A 19,438-nucleotide genomic window follows, 5' to 3' on the forward strand; every position below is an offset into this window, starting at 1 on the left:
GATTGTCTAATGCTGTTACGCTCCGCGGGCACGACTAGGAGCAGAGCCAAAGCGATCCTTGAATGCGCGCGAAAAGTGGCTGCTGCTTTGAAAGCCGCAGGCCAACGCGATATTGGTCATGGTCATATTGGTCTTGTGCACAAGCTGATGGGCTTGGTTCAATCGTATCTGCAGGTAGGCTTCGTTCAAGGTTCGTGCGCTATGTTTGATAAATAGCCGTTCAAGCGAGCGAACCGATACGCCGGCAATCTTGGCAAGTTTGACTCGCGAAATTGGTTCTTCCACTGTTGCTTCCATTCTAGCCAAAACCTTGAGTACCCTGTCATCGCTGACGCCATAACGCTCCCGAAGACTCAACCGTTGCGGCTCATTGGCGGGGCGGGGCTCGGCTCGGATGAACCATTCGCTCACCTTATTCGCCAGCGCGTTTCCTTGTTCGCGTTCGATCAGTTCGATGGCGAGGTCGAGGCCCGCGATGCCGCCGGCGCAGGTCACGCGGCGGCGGTCGATGACGTAGAGGCTCGATTCGACGTGAAGCGTGGGAAACATCTCTACGAACGTTGGCCTGTGGTCCCAGTGGATGGTGACACTGTGACCCTCCAGCAGACCCGCGCGCGCCAACAGGAACGGCCCTCCGGAAACGCCGACCAGCACGGTGTTCTTCAAGGCTTGCCGCCTTAACCAAGCGAACGTCCTGGCTTCCTGAAAGGCTGTCGGATCGCCGGCTGCGAACACAAACAGCATTTCACACTGGAGCGGTTGCGAGACGCTTTGGTCGGCGAGAATCATGGCGCCATTGGAAGCGCGAACGGGTTTGCCATCGGTCGAAATGTGGACCCAGCGATAGAGCGGCTGTCCAGTAAGTGTATTGGCGGCCCGGAACGGCTCAACGATCGATGCGTACGACATCAGGGCAAAATCGTTGATCAGGAGAAGGCCGATGGTCCGGGATTCGGATGCCTTCGCCATTGTCGCTATCGGACCTGATTTTGTCGCTTGGGGTAAAATTCGGGTTGCTTTAACCGATATACTTCTTCTCAGGCAAGTAGTTTTCCTGAGAAACGTAAGCTCGGTAAGGCAGATGACGCGGTTTTCGATCTTGAGCCTGGTCCGGAATGCACTGTCCGGGCACCGCCGGTGGACGCCGACCTGGCGGGATGCATCGCCTCGGTCATCGTACGACATCATCGTCGTCGGCGGCGGTGGCCACGGACTTGCGACCGCCTACTATCTCGCGAAAGTCCACGGTCTGCGTAACGTCGCCGTGGTCGAAAAGGGCTGGATCGGCGGCGGCAACGCCGGCCGTAACACCACGATCATTCGTTCGAACTACGGTTTGGACGGCAATACCGAATTTTACGAATGGTCAATGAAGCTCTGGGAAGGCCTGGAGCAGGAGCTCAACTACAACACCATGGTGAGCCAGCGCGGTGTGCTCAACCTCTATCACTCTGATGCACAACGCGACGCGTTCGTGCGTCGGGGGATTACGATGCGTCTCAACGGTGCGGACGCCGAATTGCTGGACGCGGAAGCGGTACAAAAAATAGCACCGTTCCTTAATTACGAACAGGCGCGCTTCCCGATCATGGGCGGGTTGCTGCAACGACGCGGGGGAACCGCCCGGCACGACGCCGTGGTGTGGGGATACGCGCGCGGCGCGTCCGATCTTGGCGTCGACATCGTTCAGAATTGCGAAGTGACCGGCATCTTGCGCGATCATCAAGGTGCAGCCATCGGTGTTGATACGACGCGCGGCCAGATCAAGGCAAAGAAGATCGGCTTGTCCGTGGCGGGCAGTTCATCGCGTGTCGCGGCCTTGGCCGGCTTGCGTCTGCCGATCGAGAGCCATGTCTTGCAGGCGTTCGTCAGCGAGGCGCTCAAGCCCGTCATTCCAGGCGTGATCACTTTCGGCGCGGGCCATTTCTACATCAGCCAATCCGACAAGGGCGGGCTCGTGTTTGGCGGCGATATCGACGGATACAACAGCTATGCAAGCCGCGGCAACCTGCCGACCGTGGAAGATGTCTGCGAAGGCGGCATGGCGATCATGCCCATGATCGGCCGAGCGCGCATGCTGCGGAGCTGGGGCGGAATATGCGATATGTCGATGGACGGCTCGCCGATTATCGATCGCACGCCGATCGACGGCCTCTATCTGAACGGCGGTTGGTGCTACGGCGGGTTCAAGGCCACGCCGGCCGCGGGCTGGTGCTTCGCCCATCTTCTGGCGACGGATCGGCCCTACCAGGCGGCCGCCGCCTATCGCCTTGATCGCTTCGCGACAGGTCACCTGATCGACGAAAAGGGGCAGGGTGCCCAACCTAATCTGCACTGAGGGCGACCAGCGTATGCGCGTTCCATGTCCATATTGCGGTGATCGTGACGTCCACGAATTCGTCTACCGCGGCGACGCCGCGCCCAAGCGTCCTCAATCGGACGAGGAATTCTATGACTACGTTTATCTGCGCGATAATCCGGCCGGCGAAATACGAGAACATTGGTATCACGCGCAAGGCTGCCGCAACTGGATCGTGGTGAGGCGCGATACAAGGAATCACGTCATTGTGGGCTCCATCCTCGCAAAAGAGCAAGCGCAATGAGCCGGCTGTTATCTGGAGGCGCGGTCGATCGCACGCGCGAGCTGCCTTTCACGTTCGACGGAAAATCTTATCGCGGCTATGAAGGCGATACACTCGCGTCGGCCTTGGTCGCCAACGATGTCAAGATCGTCGGCAGATCGTTCAAATATCATCGGCCCCGCGGCATATTGACGGCTGGCAGCGAAGAACCGAATGCCCTTGTCACGTTACGGTCGGGCGCTTTCGCCGAGCCAAACACGCGGGCCACGATCGTGCAATTGTTTGCCGGCCTCGAAGCGGTAAGCCAGAATCGCTGGCCGAACCTTCAATTCGACCTGATGGCGGTCAATCAGCTTGCGGCGCCGATCTTCGTCGCAGGATTTTACTACAAGACTTTTATGTGGCCCGCCAAGTTCTGGGAGAAGCTCTACGAGCCGCTCATTCGGAAGGCGGCCGGATTGGGGGCGCTGTCCACGCTGCCGGATCCCGACCGCTACGATCGCAATCACGCGTTTTGCGACCTGCTCGTGATCGGCGGCGGACCTGCGGGTCTCACGGCGGCGCTGTCCGCGGGGCGTGCTGGGCTACGTGTGATCTTGGTTGAAGAGGACAACGCTCTCGGAGGCCGCCTGCTCTCGGAACGGCATGAAGTCGATGGCGTGCCGGGGAGCGATTGGGTGAAGCTCGCGACGGCCGAGCTGAATTCGATGCCGGCGGTCAGGCTGCTCAATCGCACGACGGTATTCGGGGTGTACGACAGCCATGAATATGGCGCGTTCGAACGCGTGTCGGATCATCTGGCGCAGGCAACCTCAGGACAGCCGCGGCAAAGGCTCTGGAAGATCATCGCGAAGCGCGCGCTGCTGGCGACGGGCGCGATCGAACGCCCGATCGTGTTCGGAGGAAATGACCGGCCCGGCGTGATGATGGCTTCGGCGGTGTCGACCTATGTCAATCGCTTCGCGGCGGCTCCCGGCCGCAGAGCGGTAGTGTTCACCACGACCGATAGTGGCTGGGCGACGGTTGCGGATCTCATCAGCGCCGGCGTCGAGGTCGCAGCCGTCGTCGAAGCCCGCAAGACATTGCCGGTCGCTGCCGAGCGCGTTCGTTCCGCCGGCATCGAAATTTTTGCGGGCGCCGTCATCCGGGATGTTCGGGGCAACACCGTGAGGGCCGTCGAGATTGTTGCAGCCGATGGCAGCGGGCGGCGCATCGACGCCGACTTCGTTGCGGTGTCGGGGGGCTGGAATCCATCGATTGGCATTGCGAGCAATCTGGGAGGCCGTCCAAACTGGTCGGACGAGATTCACAGCTTCGTGCCTGGCACGATGCCATCGGGCATGCAGGCCGCAGGTGCTGCGGCGGGTAATCTCTCGCTGGGCAAGGCGATTGCAAGCGGCTGGGCCGCGGCCGCGACGGCGATAGCCGATCTGGGCTTTGCGCGAGATCGCGGAACCGCGCCGACCTCAAGCGAGGATCTTGCCGAGGTTGCACCGCTCTGGCACGTCGCCACACGCAGGACCAAAGCCTTCGTCGATTTCCAGCATGACGTGACCGATGCCGACATTGATCTCGCCGCGCGTGAGGGTTTTGTCTCCATCGAACATCTCAAGCGCTATACGACCTTGGGCATGGCCACCGATCAAGGCAAGACGGGCCAATTGAACGGTCACGCCCTTCTTGCCGCGGCAACCGGGAGGACCATCGCGGAGGCGGGGACGGTGCTGTCGCGACCGCCGTACCAGCCGGTTGCGATCGGCGTGTTCGCGGGTCATCACCGCGAGGAACATTTTCGTCCCGAAAGACGAACGGCCAGTCACGAATGGGCGATCTCGCGCTCGGCCAATTTCGTCGATGCGGGACAGTGGAAGCGCGCGCAATGGTACACCAGGCCCGGCGAGCAGAGCTGGCTGGAGACGGTGAATCGCGAAGTGAGGGCGACGCGGGAAGGGGTCGGGATTTGCGACGTTTCGACCCTGGGGAAAATCGACGTTCACGGGCCTGACGCCGCGGTCCTGCTCGATCGCCTCTACGTCAACATGTTCTCCACTCTTCCGGTCGGAAAAGCGCGTTACGGCCTGATGTTGCGGGAAGACGGTTTTGTGTTGGACGACGGAACCGCGACGCGCTTGGCCGACGACTATTTCTTCGTGACGACCACCACGGCCAACGCCGCCAAGATCATGCAGCACATCGATTACGCGCGTCAGGTGTTGTGGCCCGACCTAGATGTTCAGGCCACCTCGGTTACCGAGCAATGGTCGACCTATTCGGTCGCAGGCCCACATTCACGGGGTTTGCTGCAAACGATGTTTCCGGAGCTCGATCTGTCGAACGCCAAATTTCCCTATATGGCTGCGACCCAGTTTCGCTGGCGCAACGCGACCGCCCGAATTTTCCGGCTGTCTTTTTCCGGAGAGCTTGCCTACGAGGTCAGCGTTCCCGCCAATTTGGGCGACGCGCTGATCCGTGCGCTGTTCGAGGCCGGTAGCGCGTTCGCGGTGGTGCCGTACGGAACCGAAGCGCTCAGCGTGATGCGCATCGAAAAAGGACACCCGGCCGGCAACGAACTGAACGGACAGACGACGGCCGGCGACCTCGGCATGGCCAGAATGGTGTCGAAGAAGAAAGACTTCATCGGACGCGTGATGGCCTCTCGCCCCGGTCTTGTTGCAACTGATCGTCCGGCCCTGGTGGGAATCAAGCCGACCGGCGCGAACGTCCAGTTGCGGGGCGGCGGGCATTTACTCGAAAAGGGCGCGGCGGCGCGCGCCGGCAACGATCAGGGCTACGTCACCTCAGTCGCATTTTCTCCGACGCTGGGCCATTCGATTGGCCTCGCACTGCTGAAGTTGGGTTCGCAACGTCACGGCGAGATTGTTCGGGTTTACGATCCCTTGCGTGGCACCGACACCGAAGTGGAGGTCTGCAATCCCGTGTTTGTCGATCCTGAAGGGGTTCGTGTCCGTGGCTAATGATCTCGACATCGTCGAACGCGACGGCCTTGGGCTGGCCACTGTGATGGCCCGAAAGGGCGTCACGGCACCGGCCATCGGCGCGGCGCTCGGGTTGGACGCGCCACGCGGTCCCACATCGGCGAGCAACGGTCAATTGAGACTGATCGGTACGGGCCCCGGCATGTGGATGGCGATCGCCGACACGGCCGGTGCGGACTGGGTGGATGGGTTGCGCACCAGGCTGACCGGGATCGCATCGGTTTCCGATCAGTCCGGCGGTTACGTCATTTTTCGGATTTCCGGGCCGTCGGCGCGGTCAACATTGCAAAAAGGCGTGTTCATCGATCTCGATCCATCGGTGTTCGGAGCAGGATCGGTTGCGACAACCGTCGTGGCCCATATCGGCGTAACGCTTTGGCAGGTGGATGCGGCCCCCACTTTTGAGGCCGCGCTGTTCCGAAGCCTCTCCCGCAGTTTCCGCGAATGGCTCGAGTCCGTCGCAACTCGATAACTGCAATCTACGGAGGTCGATGTGTCCAACGCGTTTATTCTTGCCCTGTCATGCCTAAATCAGCCGGGGATCGTCGCACGGGTAACCTCCGAACTGTTTTCCCAGGGAGGCGACATCCTGGAAGCTCATCAATATGACGATATCGAAACCGGCAAGTTCTTCACCCGTATCGTCTGCAATTTCTCAAAAGAGATCAGGGAAAGCGCACTGAGAGCGAGGTTCGAGCCGATTGCTCGACATTACGGGATGGAGTGGACCATTCGTCCCAGGGACGTACGAAGCAAGGTGTTGCTCATGGCCTCTAAATTCGATCATTGCCTTGTGGACCTTCTCTATCGTGTCCGCACCGATGAGTTGAAGATGGATGTCGTCGGCATCATTTCCAACCACCCGCGGGAGACTTACACCAATTCCGATTTCGGCGAAATTCCCTTTCATTTTCTTCCAGTCACCCGGGACACCAAGACCGCGCAGGAAGCGCAGGTCAAGAACATCGTCAACGCGACCGAGGCGGAACTCGTCGTTCTGGCCCGCTATATGCAAATCTTGTCGGATGACATGACGTCCTTTCTCTCGGGCCGCTGCATCAACATCCATCACAGCTTTCTTCCGGGGTTCAAGGGAGCCAAGCCTTACCATCAAGCGCATGGCCGTGGCGTGAAATTGATCGGCGCGACGGCGCATTACGTTACTGCGGAACTCGATGAAGGGCCGATCATCGAACAGGACGTCGAACGCATCAGTCACCGGGACAGTGTCGACGATCTTGTGCGCAAAGGACGCGATATAGAACGACGCGTGCTTGCGCGCGCGGTAACGTTTCATCTGGAAGGTCGCGCGCTGATGAATGGCCACAAAACGGTGGTCTTTAGGGGTTGATCCATGGTGGCGAAGATAATCGACGGAAAAGCTATTTCCGAAAAAATGCGAGCCGGACTTGCAAAGGAAGTTTCAAATCTGGTCAGACATATGCCGAAACCGGGGCTGGCGGTTATTGTCGTCGGAGACGATCCGGCGAGCCATGTATATGTCAGATCGAAGGCGAAACAGACGATCGAAGTGGGGATGGAGTCATTTGAATACCAATTACCCGCCAGCGCTTCTGAACACCAACTTCTCGATCTCGTCGCGACGCTCAACAACGACGAACGCGTGGACGGTATCTTGGTTCAACTTCCTCTCCCTCATCATATCAATGCAGAGAAGGTTTTGAGAGCCATCGCACCCGCAAAGGACGTGGACGGCTTTCATCCTTTAAATGTTGGACTCGTCGCGACAGGATCCGGTGGAATGGTGCCATGCACCCCGCTTGGGTCGATGATCCTGATCAAATCAGTTCGTGACAATATCGCTGGCTTGAATGCGGTTATTGTGGGTCGATCCAACATTGTCGGAAAGCCAATGGCGCAGCTTTTGCTGCAGGAGAGCTGCACCGTCACGATCGCGCATTCCCGCACCGCGGATCTGCCCGCGGTTGTCGGGGCTGCCGACATCCTGGTAGCCGCAGTTGGCCGGCCCGAGATGGTCCGAGGGACGTGGGTTAAACCCGGATCAGTCGTGATCGATGTCGGCATCAACCGTGTTGCCGCGCCGGACGGAAAATCGAAGCTTGTCGGTGATGTAGCATTTGGGGAATGTCTGGACCGGGCGGCCGCAATCACCCCGGTTCCGGGTGGCGTTGGCCCGATGACGATATCCTGTCTGCTTCAGAACACCTTGCGGGCTGCGACTGCTCGTCGCGCCTGAAATGGTCTGCTTGAAACCAGATAGTTCCCGTTTGGTGATCTTTGTGCGGGAGCTCGACCTCCCGGCACATGTCGGCCTGTACGATCATGAGCATGGTCATACGCAACCCCTTATCTTCGATGTCGAGGTGACATTAAATGGGGCAGGTGACGAGGGAATTTCTTCGACAGTTGACTACGACAAAATCGTTCGGATTGTCCAAGACGTGCTAGCGAAAGGTCATCATTTGCTGCTGGAGACTATCGCGAAGCGCGTATGCGCAGAGCTCTTCGAAGATCACAGAGTAAAACAAATCAATGTCAGGATAACAAAGCCGAGCGCGCTGAAGCTGGCTCGTTCTGCTGGAATTGTCTGGTCTGAATCTCGATAGATTTTCATTCGATCTTAGGCGACCACCACCATTCCACCAAGGCCCTTGCCCGATAACTTCGTGCCCAAATGGTTTCAGGCACAATTTCCAATCCCGACGATGATTTGAACCTCGCCGCGGAATGCTCATGGTCCGAGGCGGCGGCGTCTCCGATTTGATGGAGACATTCAGACCGCGAAATATATAGGCAATAATTGATCGCGCCATCCCGTGCGTACGACAAAGTCGGGCAGATGACACGCGCGTTCTCGTAACGCGGCAGTGTCCGGTAGCGACTGAAGCGTCGTCCAGCCGGGCTCATGGTCAAATTCTCATCAGGAAAAGTTGTTTCTTGGTAGTTGAAACCGGCGGAAGACCTTGTTATTGCTGACCGGGTAGCGAAGTCGAAAGAGGGTAACAAACATGTGCGGGATCGTAGGGCTATTCATCAAAGACGAGTCTCTGGAGCCGAACCTTGGTGAAATGCTCTCTGGAATGCTCGGCACGATGTGCGATCGCGGCCCGGACAGCGCCGGATTTGCAGTCTATGGATCTCCCGAAAACGGGGTGGTCAAGGTCACATTACAGTCGGCTGATCCGGCCCAGTTCAACAGTCTGCAGACGAAGCTCTCCAAGATACTCGGAAGGTCGGTTGCCGTTACCAGCAAGGATACGCATGCGATCCTCCGTGTCGATCACGACATTTTTGACACGACGCGGGAGGTGTTGCGCGATCAATTTCCCCAATTTCGAGTCATGGCGGTTGGTGAACGGATCGAAATCTACAAAGAGGTTGGATACCCGACCGATGTAGCGGGCCGCTTTGGTCTGGCGAACATGCGCGGAACGCACGGCATCGGTCACACCAGAATGGCGACGGAATCTGCTGTGACGAGCATCGGCGCCCATCCGTTTTCGACTGGATCAGATCAATGCCTAGTGCACAACGGATCGCTGTCCAACCACAATAATTTGCGTCGCGAACTCAAACATGAGGGGCGAACGTTCGAGACCGAAAATGACACCGAGGTGGCGGCTGCGTATCTTTCGGCGCAAATGGACAAAGGTCTCAGCCTCGGCGCCTCCTTGGAGAAGAGCCTCGGCGACCTCGACGGGTTCTATACGTTTGTGGTCGGCACGCGTGACGGCTTCGGCGTCTTGCGCGATCCGGTTGCGTGCAAGCCCGCCGTTCTTGCCGAGACGGATCGCTACGTCGCGTTCGGCTCTGAATATCGTGCCCTTGTTGGCCTTCCTGACATCGAATCGGCCAGAGTGTGGGAACCGGAGCCGGCCACGGTCTATTTCTGGGGGCGATAATCATGCGGACAGTCGATCTTTCAACCACTGAACTGCGCAACCTGAATCAGGCCTTGCATGAGTTGAGCGAGGGCACCAACGAAACAGAATGGCAGATAACCAACCCTCGCGGATCCCACGCCGTTGCGGTCGGGGTCAATGCTCCGATCGATGTCACCATTCGCGGCAGCGTCGGCTACTATTGTGGCGGCATGAACCGTTTAGCGAAAATTACCGTGAACGGTTCTGCGGGACCGGGAGTAGCTGAAAACATGATGTCCGGCGAAATCATCGTGAAGGGGGACGCCAGCCAGTACGCCGGCGCAACCGGCAAGGGCGGCCTTCTCGTCATCGAGGGTAACGCCTCTTCCCGCTGCGGCATTTCGATGAAAGGCATCGATATCGTCGTCAGGGGCAATATCGGGCACATGTCCGCTTTCATGGCGCAAGCCGGCAATCTCGTGGTCTGTGGTGACGCCGGAGATGCGTTGGGAGATTCGATTTACGAAGCGAAACTCTTTGTGAGGGGCTCCGTAAAGAGCCTGGGCGCGGATTGCATCGAAAAGGAAATGCGGCCCGAGCACACCGAAGTCCTGGGCAATCTGCTGCATCGTGCGGGAATTACCAATCTCACCCCGAAAGATTTCAAACGCTACGGTTCCGCCCGCAAGCTGTACAATTTCAGCATCGATCATGCAGACGCCTATGGCTAGCCGATCAATCAGTTCGTGTTTCATCCTGGCTTGAATAGGTGCTTTCCGAAATGTCTTACGCCAATCCACCGACAGTTCCCCGCAAGTCTGCGACGTTTGACGATTATACTTTGTCCGAGATCAGGCGCGCGGCGTCGACCGGCATCTACGATATTCGTGGCGCGGGCGCGAAGCGCAAGCTGCCGCACTTCGACGACTTGCTTTTTCTTGGCGCATCGATTTCGCGATACCCGCTGGAAGGCTATCGCGAGCGCTGCGATACCGATGTCGTGTTGGGCGCGCGGTTTGCAAAAAAGCCGCTTCATCTGAAGATTCCGATCACGATTGCAGGGATGAGCTTCGGCTCTCTCTCGGCCAACGCCAAGGAGGCTTTGGGACGCGGTGCTACGGCTGCGGGCACATCGACGACGACCGGGGACGGCGGCATGTCGGTCGAGGAACGTGGCCAGTCCAAGACGCTCGTCTATCAATACCTGCCATCGCGCTATGGCATGAATCCGGAAGACCTGTTGAAAGCGGACGCCATCGAGATCGTGATCGGGCAGGGGGCCAAGCCTGGCGGCGGCGGCATGCTGCTCGGCCAGAAAATTACCGATCGCATCGCCGGAATGCGCACCCTGCCAAAGGGCATCGACCAGCGTTCCGCGTCGCGCCATCCGGATTGGACCGGGCCGGATGATCTTGAAATCAAGATTCTCGAGCTTCGAGAAATCACCGATTGGCAAAAGCCGATCTTCATCAAAGTGGGTGGAGCGCGACCGTACTATGATGTCGCGCTCGCGGTCAAAGCCGGCGCCGACGTCGTCGTTGTCGATGGCATGCAGGGCGGCACCGCGGCGACGCAGGAAGTGTTCATCGAAAATGTCGGCATGCCGACCCTGGCCTGTATACGTCCCGCGGTCCAGGCGCTGCAGGATCTGGGCGTGCACCGGAAGGTGCAACTGATCATTTCTGGCGGCATCCGCAATGGCGCGGATGTCGCCAAAGCGCTCGCGCTCGGCGCGGATGCGGTTTCCATCGGCACTGCCGCGCTGGTGGCGTTAGGCGACAACGATCCGGTCCACGAGCAGGAATACGCCGCGCTCGGCACCACGGCCGGCGCCTATGATGATTGGCACGAGGGCAAGGATCCGGCCGGCATTACGACGCAGGAACCTTCACTGACGGCGCGGCTCGATCCCGTGCTCGCGGGCCGGCGTCTAGCCAATTATCTGAAGGTCATGACGCTGGAAGCGCAAACCGTCGCTCGTGCCTGCGGAAAGAACCATTTGCACAATCTGGAGCCCGAAGATCTGTGCGCTCTGACGGTCGAGGCGGCGGCAATGGCGCGTGTGCCGCTCGCCGGCACCGACTGGATACCCGGAAGATTTTGACAACTGCCGAAACATTAGCAGAGAGATAGATTCGTGTCGCAAAATCTAGCAGAGATCGCCAAACAACGCGGTATTCGTTATTTCATGATCTCGTACACGGACCTGTTTGGCGCCCAACGCGCGAAGTTGGTTCCCGCCGCGGCAATCGCCGAGATGCAGAGAGATGGCGCAGGCTTTGCGGGATTCGCAACCTGGCTCGATATGACGCCCGCACATCCCGATCTTTTCGGGGTTCCCGATCCCTCATCGTTCATCCAGTTGCCGTGGCGCAAGGATGTGGCGTGGGTACCGGCCGATTGCGTGATGGAGGACAAGCCGGTCCTGCAGGCGCCGCGCGTCGTGCTCAAGAACCTTGTCGCCGAGGCGGCCAAGCAGGGGTTGCGGATCAAGACTGGCGTCGAGGCCGAGTTTTTCCTGATCGATGCCGATGGCGGCGTGATTTCGGATGCCAAGGACAATGCGACCAAGCCGTGCTACGACCAGCAAGCCTTGATGCGTCGCTACGATATCATTTCCGAGATTTGCGATTACATGCTCGAGATGGGGTGGCAGCCCTATCAAAACGACCATGAAGACGCTAACGGCCAGTTTGAAATGAACTGGGCTTTTGACGACGCGCTCGTTACCGCGGATCGCCACTCCTTCTTCAAGTTCATGGTGCGATCGGTCGCCGAGAAACATGGCTTGCGCGCCACCTTCATGCCAAAACCGTTCCCGGCGTTGACCGGATCGGGGTGCCACGTGCACGTCTCGGTCTGGGATCAGGCCGGAACGACCAACAGGTTTCACGACGATGCCGACGAGATGGGGCTTTCCAAGCAGGGCTATGGCTTCCTCGGCGGAATCATGAAGCATGCCGAAGCTATCGCCGCGATTACCAATCCGACCGTCAATAGCTACAAGCGCATCAATGCGCCGCGCACGGTGTCAGGCGCGACCTGGTCGCCCAACACCGTCACCTGGACAGGCAACAATCGCACGCACATGGTGCGCGTTCCCGGCAAGGGAAGATTCGAACTTCGTCTGCCGGATGGCGCGGCCAACCCCTATCTGTTGCAGGCGGTATTGATCGCGGTCGGTCTGGAAGGCATCGCGTCCAAGGCGGATCCCGGCAAGCGCTACGATATCGACATGTATCAGCTTGGCCACACGGTGACGAATGCGCCCAAATTACCCCTCAATCTGCTGGATGCGCTGCGTGCATTCGACAAGGATGAAAGCCTCAAGGCCGCCCTGGGCAACGAATTCTCGAGCTCCTATGTCAAGATGAAGCTGCAGGAGTGGAACAGCTATACATCTCACTTCACCCAATGGGAGCGAGACGCGACGCTGGATATTTGATGGATCGTTTTGCAGAATGAAAATGCTGGACGGGTGATCGAGCCGACACTTGGACGCTGCACTGAACATTTGCAGAGCTGATCCATTGAAAAGCCAGAAGATATCTTTCAAGGCGCGATGGCGCCGCGGGGATCTGCTTTTCGGTATATTATCGCGCTTAACCAGTAACGAAGCGTTCGGCCTGACATCGGTGGATCTCGTCGTGATCGACGCGGAGCACAGCGATTTCGAGCGCGATAGACTCAGTCGTTGTCGGTCTGCGGCGCAGGCTGGGGTGTGAACGTCTTGGTCCGGTTGCCAGATATGGATCCGAAGGGCGTTCAGTACGCCATCAATATCGGGGCCGACGGGGTCATTATTCTGCACGTCGACGACGCCGGGGGGACGATTGGACTTACACTCGCCGCACCAGGTTGCGGACGATCTTCGGGTGGGCGGGCAGTGCATCCATATCTGTGCGTCGCGCGAGTAGCTGGATTGCTCGACGCTAGAAGAGGCGGTTGCAAAGGCCGTTTGTGTCGAAGTTATCCGGTACCGCGATTTCAGCTGAGCGGCGACCTCAGGCATGTTTGTGCCCCGACGACGTCGTGGTCTTGGGCGTGAACTTCGTCACTGCGGCCGACAGGGTGGTGTGACTGACAGGAAATCGAAAAATAATGTTTCCTGATAAGAAATGGCTGATGTGTGCAACAAGATTAGGCCCGGCGTCGCGGATAAATGATAATCGAGAGGTACGTCATCGGCCGTTTCACCAGCAATTCAGGTCCATGCAACGCGCTAGAGTCGAACAGCATGGAGTCGCCCGGGCGCAGCCGGTAGTTCTTGTTGCCGTGGCGATAGACGACCTCGCCGGTAAGCATATAGATGAATTCGGTGCCGGCGTGCTGAAAGCCGGTATAAGTCTCGGCCTCTTCCTTGATCTCGATGAGGTACGGTTCAACGCCGACGTCGTCACCGTGGACATGTCCGAGCAGTTGATAGACGTGTCCCACTTTTGTGCCCCGACGTTCGATTACGACGCCTTGCTTGTCGCGGACGAATGAACAGTCGCGGCGCTCTTCGGATGCAGCAAACAATAAACTGAGGGGAATGGTGAGCGCATTCGCGATCGACTGAAGCGTAGAAAGTGACGGCGAAATCTGGCCATTTTCAATCTTCGAAAGCATGCCGGCGGAGATGCTCGCTGCATTGGAAAGATCGAGAACCGAAAGATCCAGCTCGCGACGAGTGTCTCTGATCTTGGCGCCGAGCGCGCGCTCCAGGCTTCGATTGGCTTCGACCGGCGCGTTCGAGCTCGTGCGATATTCGGTCTTCTCGACGACAGTTTCATGCACGTCCTCCGGAATCTTCCTCTTCATCGTTTGCCTTCTCGTCTGTCCGTGCGAGTCGTAACACGGCAGCGTGCGAGGCCTGCAACAAAAAGTTTTCCCACAGCCACTGCGCACGCTCCTGCGTCTTGCTCGTTCCCGACCGACGCATGCAACAACTTAGGATAGTGGTGGACGATTGCTCAGCAACAGGTGAGGACGCTGTTCGGAACGTGCTGTCGGGTCTGCTTAAACCTCTGCTCTGTATAGATCCTGTCAGTGCACAAATTTTACTCTTGAGAAAAAAATAATCGAATGTAATCGTATAGAAAATAGATTTCGTCTCAAGAAAAATTGTCACCAGAGAGAGGTTGTTATGCGGGCAGATCGTCGATCCTTTATGAAGGCTGCAACTCTTGGCGCGGCGGCCGCCGTTGCCGCGCCGTACGGATTCGTGAAGACCATCAATCAGGCGTGGGGCGCGCAGTCGTGGCTGAAGAAGGGCGAGCCCATCAAGATCGGTCTGCTGTTCTCACTCTCCGGCGGCTTGGCCGTGCCGGAGGAGGACTCGACCCTCGTCATGCAATACGCGATTGACGAGATCAACAAGAATGGCGGCATCGCCGGCTCGCCGATCGAGCCCGTCATTGTCGACGCCAAGTCCGATTTCAACGTCTACTCGGAAAAAACCAAGGAGCTGATCCTCCGTAACCGGGTGGTCGCGATCTTCGGCTGCTACACCTCGGCAAGCCGCAAGGCGATCCTGCCCACCGTGATGGCGCAGAACCATCTGCTTTATTATCCGACCTGTTACGAGGGCGCCGAGTGCACGCAGAACACGATCTGCACCGGGCCGTTGGCCAACCAGCATTCCAGGGATCTCATTCCCTTCATGGTCGAGCAGTTCGGCAAGAAGGTATTCTTCGTCGGCTCCAACTATGTGTGGCCGAAGGAGTCGAACAAGAACGCCAAGGTCTGGCTGGAGAAGGCCGGCGGTGAGTTGCTTGGCGAAGAATACATTCCGCTCGGCAGTTCGGAATTCGGCCCCGTGCTGAACAAGATCCGCGAAGCCAAGCCCAGCTTCATCTTCTCCACCGTGGTGGGGGCGTCCGATATCGCCTTCCACAAGCAGTTCAAGCAGGAAGGCTTCAAGGTGGATTCGATGCCGATCGCCTCGCTGACGACCGGCGAGATCGAAACCCGCGCGATGGGCAACGAGTTCGGCGCCGGCCATTTCCTGTCCGCGCCGTATTTCCAGGGCCTCGACAATCCGACCAACCACAAGTTTGTCGAGGGTTTCCTCAAGAGTAAATACGGCAAGAACGGCACAACCCACTACAACATGGAAGAAACCTATCTTTCCGCCTACGTGTTCAAATACGGTCTCGAAAAAGCGATCGCGGCAGGCGGCATCGAAGCGGTGACGCCACGCTCGATCCGGGACCACAGCGGCGGCGTCCGTGTCGAGGATGCGATTTCTCCGGAAGGCCTGGTCTGGATCGATGATCAGAACTTCAACACCTGGCTGAAGCCGAAGATTGGTCAGTGCCAGGCCGACGGTAGCTTCAAGATCGTCAAGGCCTCGGCCGAGCACGTCGCGCCGGATCCCTATTCGATCTACCCGGATCTTGGCAAATGTACCGCTGACGGCCTCAAGGCGGCGGACGGCAAGGTGCGCAAGAGCGTGATCTGAAGTTCGGACCGTGATGCCATGTCCTGGCATCACGGCCGCAATCGGCTTGCGACGGAGCGGGTAATGGCGATCGGATCGTTCTTCACGACCTTCGAATGGAGCGCATTCATCAATGCGCTCATTCTCGGAGTCAGCATCGCCAGCATTTGGCTGATTGCGGCGCTGGGGCTGACGATCATCTATGGCGCGGCCGGTGTCATCAACATGGCGCATGGCGAATTCATCATGCTGGGGGCGTACAGCTCCTACATGCTGCAGAGCTTCCTGGGGCTGCCGTTTGTGTTCTGCGTTCCGGCTTCATTTCTGATCGTGGCGGCGGTGGGGCTGGTGCTCGAACGCGGCCTGATCCGCTATCTGTACAAGCGCCCGCTGGATACGCTGCTGGCCACTTTCGGTGTCTCGCTCGTGCTGATGCAGGGTGTGCGGCTGATCTTCGGCAGCGATCCGAAATACATCGCGGTGCCGCCGATCTTTTCCAGCAACATTCAGTTCGCTTTCGTGAACATCTCGGTGTTCCGTCTCGTGGTTCTGCTCGTGACGATCGCGATCGTCACGGCGTTGTGGGCGCTGTTCTACCGCACGCGCTTTGGCGTACAGGTGCGAGCCGTCATGCAGGACAAGGAGATGGCGGCGTCCTTTGGGGTCAATGCGGACCGCATCTACATGCTGACCTTTGCGCTCGGCGCCGGGCTTGCGGGACTCGCGGGCTCGCTGTTCGGCGTCCTCAACATCGTCCTTCCGACGATGGGGACGGCTTATGTCGTGCAGGCCTTTCTGGTCGTCGTGGTCGGCGGCGGAACGCTTGCCGGCAGCGTCGCTGCGGGTGGCGCGACCGGCGAGTTGCAATCGATCTTCGCCTATTTCACCAACGACACCTTCGCTCGTTTCGTTCTGTTCGTGCTGATCGTGGTGTTCCTGCGGATCCGGCCTCAGGGGCTATTCACGCCGGCTGCAAAGCGTCGCTAGCAGCGTCAGTACGATCGAAAAGGGACGAGAAGATGAACCTCTATCACAAGGTGAGCGCCCAATGGTTGGCTTATCTGGTGTTCTTCGTAGTCCTCGCGGCGGTGCCGCTGGCGGTGAGTGACATGTTCCTTCTCAACCAGCTTGCGACCTACGGCGTGTTTGGCATGCTCGCGCTGTCGATAAGCCTGTGCTGGGGTTTCGGCGGCATTCTTAACCTGGGGCAGGGCATTCCCTTTGGTCTTGGCGCCTACGGCATGGCCATGACCATGCAGATGCAGTCGCAGGATGCGGCGAACCCGATGCCGCCCTTTATGCTCAACAACAGTCTGGATCATCTCCCGTTGCTATGGGTGCCGTTTGGCAACACGACGGTGGGCATCGTGCTTTCCCTGGTGGTGCCGACACTGTTCTGCGCGATTTTCGGTAGTCTCATGTTCCGCGCCCGGGTATCGGGGCCGTTTTTTGCCATCATGACGCTCGCGATGCTGAGCGCATGGTACACACTGATCCTCGACATTCAGCCCTACACCAACGGCGTCAACGGTATTACGCCGCCGGCGCCCTTGAAACTGGGTGATCTCGCGATCGACCCCTACAGCGCCGGCGCCTATTGGCTGGTGCTCGCTCTCCTGGCCGGGGCGACGGTGGCGGCCAAGCTGATGACCCGCAGCCGGTTCGGTCTTGTCGTGCAGGCCATTCGCAACGACGCCGAGCGCGTGCGCTTTCTCGGCTACAACGTCGCAGGTTATGAGACGGCGATTTATACTGTCTCCGGCTTCTTCGCCGCGGTGGCGGGCTGCTGCTGGGTCATGATGACGCAATACGTCTCGCCCGCGCAATTCGATACCACCTTCAGCCTGTCGATGGTGATCTGGGCCGGCATCGGCGGCCGGATGTCGCTGCTGGGGTCCATTCTCGGCGCGTTCCTCATCCAATCGGCGCAGAGCTATCTGGGCGACACATTCCTCAACACCTGGCTGTTGGTGCTCGGCGCCTTCTTCATCCTGGTAGTCCGCTTCCTCCCCAAGGGTCTGATCGGTTTGCTGGAGAGCGCTCTGGCGCGCCTGTCGGCCGGCTCAAAGAAGGGCGGCAACGGCGTATCGGCCCATCGTCTCTTCCCGCAGCCGGGCGAATAGGGGGCGATCATGGGCTTTCTTGAGATCCATAACCTCAGCAAGAGCTTCGATACCGTTGGAGTGATCAACGATTTCAGCATGGAGCTCGTCGAGTTGACGTTGTGTTGCCTGGTCGGCCCGAACGGTGCCGGCAAGACGACGACGATGGACCTGATCACCGGCCGACAAAAGCCGACATCGGGCCGGATTGTGTTCTGCGAAGACGATATTACGGGTCTCGACGAGCACGAGATCGCCCGGCGCGGCATCGGCCGCAAGTTCCAGGTACCCGCCGTATTCCGCGACCTGACCGTCCATCAGAACCTCGAAGTCGCCTACAGCCGCAGCACCCATCCGTTGAAGAACATGTTTCGGTTCAAGGAGCCGTTATTCGCCGCCAAGCTGGATGAGGTGCTGGCGCTTACAGGGCTTTCCGGACGGCTGAATGACGAGGCGGGCATCCTGTCGCACGGCGAAACCCAATGGCTCGAGATCGGGATGGTGCTGATGCAGAACCCGCGCCTTCTGCTTTTGGACGAGCCTGTCGCCGGCATGACCGAGCCCGAGATTGAGAAGACCGTGGCGATCCTGAACAATCTTAAGCGCACCAATACGCTCCTGGTTGTGGAGCACGACATGGCGTTCGTTCGCGAAATCGCCGACGTCGTCACCGTGATGCATATGGGCAGCCTGCTCGCACAGGGACCGATCAGCGAGATCGAGACCAACGAGCGCGTCCGGGAAGTCTATCTCGGCGAGACGGAAGAAGCTTGACGATGCTTTTGTCGATGGATCGCGTCACCTCCTATTATGGCAAAACGCCTATCCTGAAGGACTTTTCGTTCGGGGTCCAGCAAGGCAAATGCGTTTGTGTGCTGGGCCGTAATGGCGTCGGCAAGACCACCCTGATGCGGACGATCATGGGACTGACCGATCGTTCCGTCGGCGACATCGCCATCGAAGGGCAAAACATCAATTCATCTCCCACCTATCTCCGGGCAAAGCTCGGGATCGGCTACGTTCCGCAGGGGCGGGGAATTCTTTCGGAATTTACCGTTCGGGAAAACATTCTCCTGGGGACCTTCGCGCGCCACGACGGTCGTTCGGAGATACCCGAGATTTGCCTTCAGATGTTCCCCGATCTGAAGGTTAGTCTCGACCGCCGGGCAGGTCTTCTGTCCGGCGGTCAAAAACAGCAACTCGCGATCGCCCGTGCGCTTGCAGTCGATCCGAAGATTCTTCTGCTCGACGAGCCGACCGAAGGCATCCAGCCGAACATCGTCCACGAGATCGGCGAGACCTTGCTTACGCTCAATCGCAAGTTCGGCATCACGCTGCTGTTGACTGAACAGCACATCCGGGTCGCGCGACGGCTCGGAGACACGTTCCTCATGGTCGATAACGGGCGCGTGGTCGCAAACGGACCGATGGCCGAACTAACCGACGGCGTCATCCACAAATACCTCACCATCTAGCCAGTATGGAGCAA

General features: G+C 58.8%; 18 protein-coding genes. 16 read left to right on the top strand and 2 right to left on the bottom strand.

Going from position 1 to position 19,438, the window contains the following annotated elements:
* Nucleotides 1–15: 15 nt before the first annotated feature.
* On the bottom strand, nt 16–969 hold the full coding sequence (locus tag BLV09_RS02910; protein ID WP_146686256.1) for a GlxA family transcriptional regulator: 954 nt from the start codon (nt 967–969) through the stop codon (nt 16–18).
* A 112-nt stretch (nt 970–1,081) separates the two neighbouring features.
* Here BLV09_RS02910 and BLV09_RS02915 point away from each other — a divergent pair, with 112 nt between their 5' ends.
* From BLV09_RS02915 to glnT, 11 genes are all read left to right on the top strand, one after another.
* On the top strand, nt 1,082–2,338 hold the full coding sequence (locus tag BLV09_RS02915) for a sarcosine oxidase subunit beta family protein (RefSeq protein ID WP_146686257.1): 1,257 nt from the start codon (nt 1,082–1,084) through the stop codon (nt 2,336–2,338).
* Nucleotides 2,339–2,351: 13 nt separating this feature from the next.
* On the top strand, nt 2,352–2,603 hold the full coding sequence (locus BLV09_RS02920; RefSeq protein WP_146686258.1) for a sarcosine oxidase subunit delta: 252 nt from the start codon (nt 2,352–2,354) through the stop codon (nt 2,601–2,603).
* A complete protein-coding gene (locus tag BLV09_RS02925; protein ID WP_146686259.1) occupies nt 2,600–5,557 on the top strand; it encodes a sarcosine oxidase subunit alpha family protein in 2,958 nt (985 codons plus the stop codon). Before BLV09_RS02920 ends, BLV09_RS02925 begins: the two co-directional genes overlap by 4 nt.
* Nucleotides 5,550–6,050: a sarcosine oxidase subunit gamma gene (locus BLV09_RS02930; protein ID WP_146690963.1), complete on the top strand. Its 501-nt coding sequence runs from the start codon at nt 5,550–5,552 to the stop codon at nt 6,048–6,050. The genes BLV09_RS02925 and BLV09_RS02930 overlap by 8 nt, the downstream gene beginning before the upstream one ends.
* Nucleotides 6,051–6,071: 21 nt before the next feature.
* The gene (gene purU, locus BLV09_RS02935; RefSeq protein ID WP_146686260.1) at nt 6,072–6,929 is read left to right on the top strand and encodes a formyltetrahydrofolate deformylase; all 858 of its coding nucleotides are present in this window, start codon (nt 6,072–6,074) and stop codon (nt 6,927–6,929) included.
* Nucleotides 6,930–6,932: 3 nt separating this feature from the next.
* Nucleotides 6,933–7,796, top strand: a complete 864-nt coding sequence (gene folD / locus BLV09_RS02940; protein WP_146686261.1) for a bifunctional methylenetetrahydrofolate dehydrogenase/methenyltetrahydrofolate cyclohydrolase FolD — start codon at nt 6,933–6,935, stop codon at nt 7,794–7,796.
* Nucleotides 7,797–7,806: 10 nt separating this feature from the next.
* Nucleotides 7,807–8,166, top strand: coding sequence for a dihydroneopterin aldolase (locus tag BLV09_RS02945; RefSeq protein WP_167558607.1), 360 nt, complete (start codon nt 7,807–7,809; stop codon nt 8,164–8,166).
* A gap of 402 nt (nt 8,167–8,568) precedes the next feature.
* Nucleotides 8,569–9,462, top strand: coding sequence for a class II glutamine amidotransferase (locus BLV09_RS02950; RefSeq protein ID WP_146686263.1), 894 nt, complete (start codon nt 8,569–8,571; stop codon nt 9,460–9,462).
* A gap of 2 nt (nt 9,463–9,464) precedes the next feature.
* Nucleotides 9,465–10,154 carry a GXGXG domain-containing protein gene (locus BLV09_RS02955; protein ID WP_146686264.1) on the top strand — a complete coding sequence of 230 codons (690 nt, stop codon included), beginning with the start codon at nt 9,465–9,467 and terminating at the stop codon, nt 10,152–10,154.
* A 50-nt stretch (nt 10,155–10,204) separates the two neighbouring features.
* Complete coding sequence (locus tag BLV09_RS02960) at nt 10,205–11,527, top strand: FMN-binding glutamate synthase family protein (RefSeq protein WP_146686265.1); 1,323 nt, start codon at nt 10,205–10,207, stop codon at nt 11,525–11,527.
* A gap of 33 nt (nt 11,528–11,560) precedes the next feature.
* Nucleotides 11,561–12,868: a type III glutamate--ammonia ligase gene (gene glnT / locus BLV09_RS02965; protein WP_146686266.1), complete on the top strand. Its 1,308-nt coding sequence runs from the start codon at nt 11,561–11,563 to the stop codon at nt 12,866–12,868.
* 695 nt (nt 12,869–13,563) lie between these two features.
* On the opposite strand, the gene BLV09_RS02970 is transcribed toward glnT, so the two are convergent.
* On the bottom strand, nt 13,564–14,226 hold the full coding sequence (locus tag BLV09_RS02970; RefSeq protein WP_146686267.1) for a helix-turn-helix domain-containing protein: 663 nt from the start codon (nt 14,224–14,226) through the stop codon (nt 13,564–13,566).
* A gap of 325 nt (nt 14,227–14,551) precedes the next feature.
* Here BLV09_RS02970 and BLV09_RS02975 point away from each other — a divergent pair, with 325 nt between their 5' ends.
* The 5 genes from BLV09_RS02975 (at nt 14,552) to BLV09_RS02995 (ending at nt 19,424) form a co-directional block, all read left to right on the top strand.
* Complete coding sequence (locus BLV09_RS02975) at nt 14,552–15,868, top strand: transporter substrate-binding domain-containing protein (RefSeq protein ID WP_146686268.1); 1,317 nt, start codon at nt 14,552–14,554, stop codon at nt 15,866–15,868.
* Between the two features lie 63 nt (nt 15,869–15,931).
* The gene (gene urtB / locus BLV09_RS02980) at nt 15,932–16,834 is read left to right on the top strand and encodes an urea ABC transporter permease subunit UrtB (RefSeq protein ID WP_100382476.1); all 903 of its coding nucleotides are present in this window, start codon (nt 15,932–15,934) and stop codon (nt 16,832–16,834) included.
* Between the two features lie 32 nt (nt 16,835–16,866).
* Nucleotides 16,867–17,970, top strand: coding sequence for an urea ABC transporter permease subunit UrtC (urtC, locus tag BLV09_RS02985; RefSeq protein ID WP_146686269.1), 1,104 nt, complete (start codon nt 16,867–16,869; stop codon nt 17,968–17,970).
* A 9-nt stretch (nt 17,971–17,979) separates the two neighbouring features.
* Nucleotides 17,980–18,723 (top strand): urea ABC transporter ATP-binding protein UrtD, encoded by a 744-nt coding sequence (gene urtD / locus BLV09_RS02990; RefSeq protein WP_146686270.1) that lies wholly within the window; start codon nt 17,980–17,982, stop codon nt 18,721–18,723.
* 2 nt (nt 18,724–18,725) lie between these two features.
* Nucleotides 18,726–19,424 (top strand): ATP-binding cassette domain-containing protein, encoded by a 699-nt coding sequence (locus BLV09_RS02995; protein WP_100382473.1) that lies wholly within the window; start codon nt 18,726–18,728, stop codon nt 19,422–19,424.
* Nucleotides 19,425–19,438 lie beyond the last annotated feature (14 nt).

The organism is Bradyrhizobium canariense (assembly GCF_900105125.1).
Taxonomy (GTDB): Bacteria; Pseudomonadota; Alphaproteobacteria; order Rhizobiales; family Xanthobacteraceae; genus Bradyrhizobium; species Bradyrhizobium canariense_A.

What these genes read in the sequence shown, in the direction of transcription:
- BLV09_RS02910 (WP_146686256.1), bottom strand. Translation starts at nt 969, where the DNA reads ATGGCGAAGGCATCCGAATCCCGGACCATCGGCCTTCTCCTGATCAAC.
- BLV09_RS02915 (WP_146686257.1), top strand. Translation starts at nt 1,082, where the DNA reads ATGACGCGGTTTTCGATCTTGAGCCTGGTCCGGAATGCACTGTCCGGG.
- BLV09_RS02920 (WP_146686258.1), top strand. Translation starts at nt 2,352, where the DNA reads ATGCGCGTTCCATGTCCATATTGCGGTGATCGTGACGTCCACGAATTC.
- BLV09_RS02925 (WP_146686259.1), top strand. Translation starts at nt 2,600, where the DNA reads ATGAGCCGGCTGTTATCTGGAGGCGCGGTCGATCGCACGCGCGAGCTG.
- folD (WP_146686261.1), top strand. Translation starts at nt 6,933, where the DNA reads ATGGTGGCGAAGATAATCGACGGAAAAGCTATTTCCGAAAAAATGCGA.
- BLV09_RS02950 (WP_146686263.1), top strand. Translation starts at nt 8,569, where the DNA reads ATGTGCGGGATCGTAGGGCTATTCATCAAAGACGAGTCTCTGGAGCCG.
- BLV09_RS02955 (WP_146686264.1), top strand. Translation starts at nt 9,465, where the DNA reads ATGCGGACAGTCGATCTTTCAACCACTGAACTGCGCAACCTGAATCAG.
- BLV09_RS02960 (WP_146686265.1), top strand. Translation starts at nt 10,205, where the DNA reads ATGTCTTACGCCAATCCACCGACAGTTCCCCGCAAGTCTGCGACGTTT.
- BLV09_RS02970 (WP_146686267.1), bottom strand. Translation starts at nt 14,226, where the DNA reads ATGAAGAGGAAGATTCCGGAGGACGTGCATGAAACTGTCGTCGAGAAG.
- BLV09_RS02975 (WP_146686268.1), top strand. Translation starts at nt 14,552, where the DNA reads ATGCGGGCAGATCGTCGATCCTTTATGAAGGCTGCAACTCTTGGCGCG.
- urtB (WP_100382476.1), top strand. Translation starts at nt 15,932, where the DNA reads ATGGCGATCGGATCGTTCTTCACGACCTTCGAATGGAGCGCATTCATC.
- urtC (WP_146686269.1), top strand. Translation starts at nt 16,867, where the DNA reads ATGAACCTCTATCACAAGGTGAGCGCCCAATGGTTGGCTTATCTGGTG.
- urtD (WP_146686270.1), top strand. Translation starts at nt 17,980, where the DNA reads ATGGGCTTTCTTGAGATCCATAACCTCAGCAAGAGCTTCGATACCGTT.
- BLV09_RS02995 (WP_100382473.1), top strand. Translation starts at nt 18,726, where the DNA reads ATGCTTTTGTCGATGGATCGCGTCACCTCCTATTATGGCAAAACGCCT.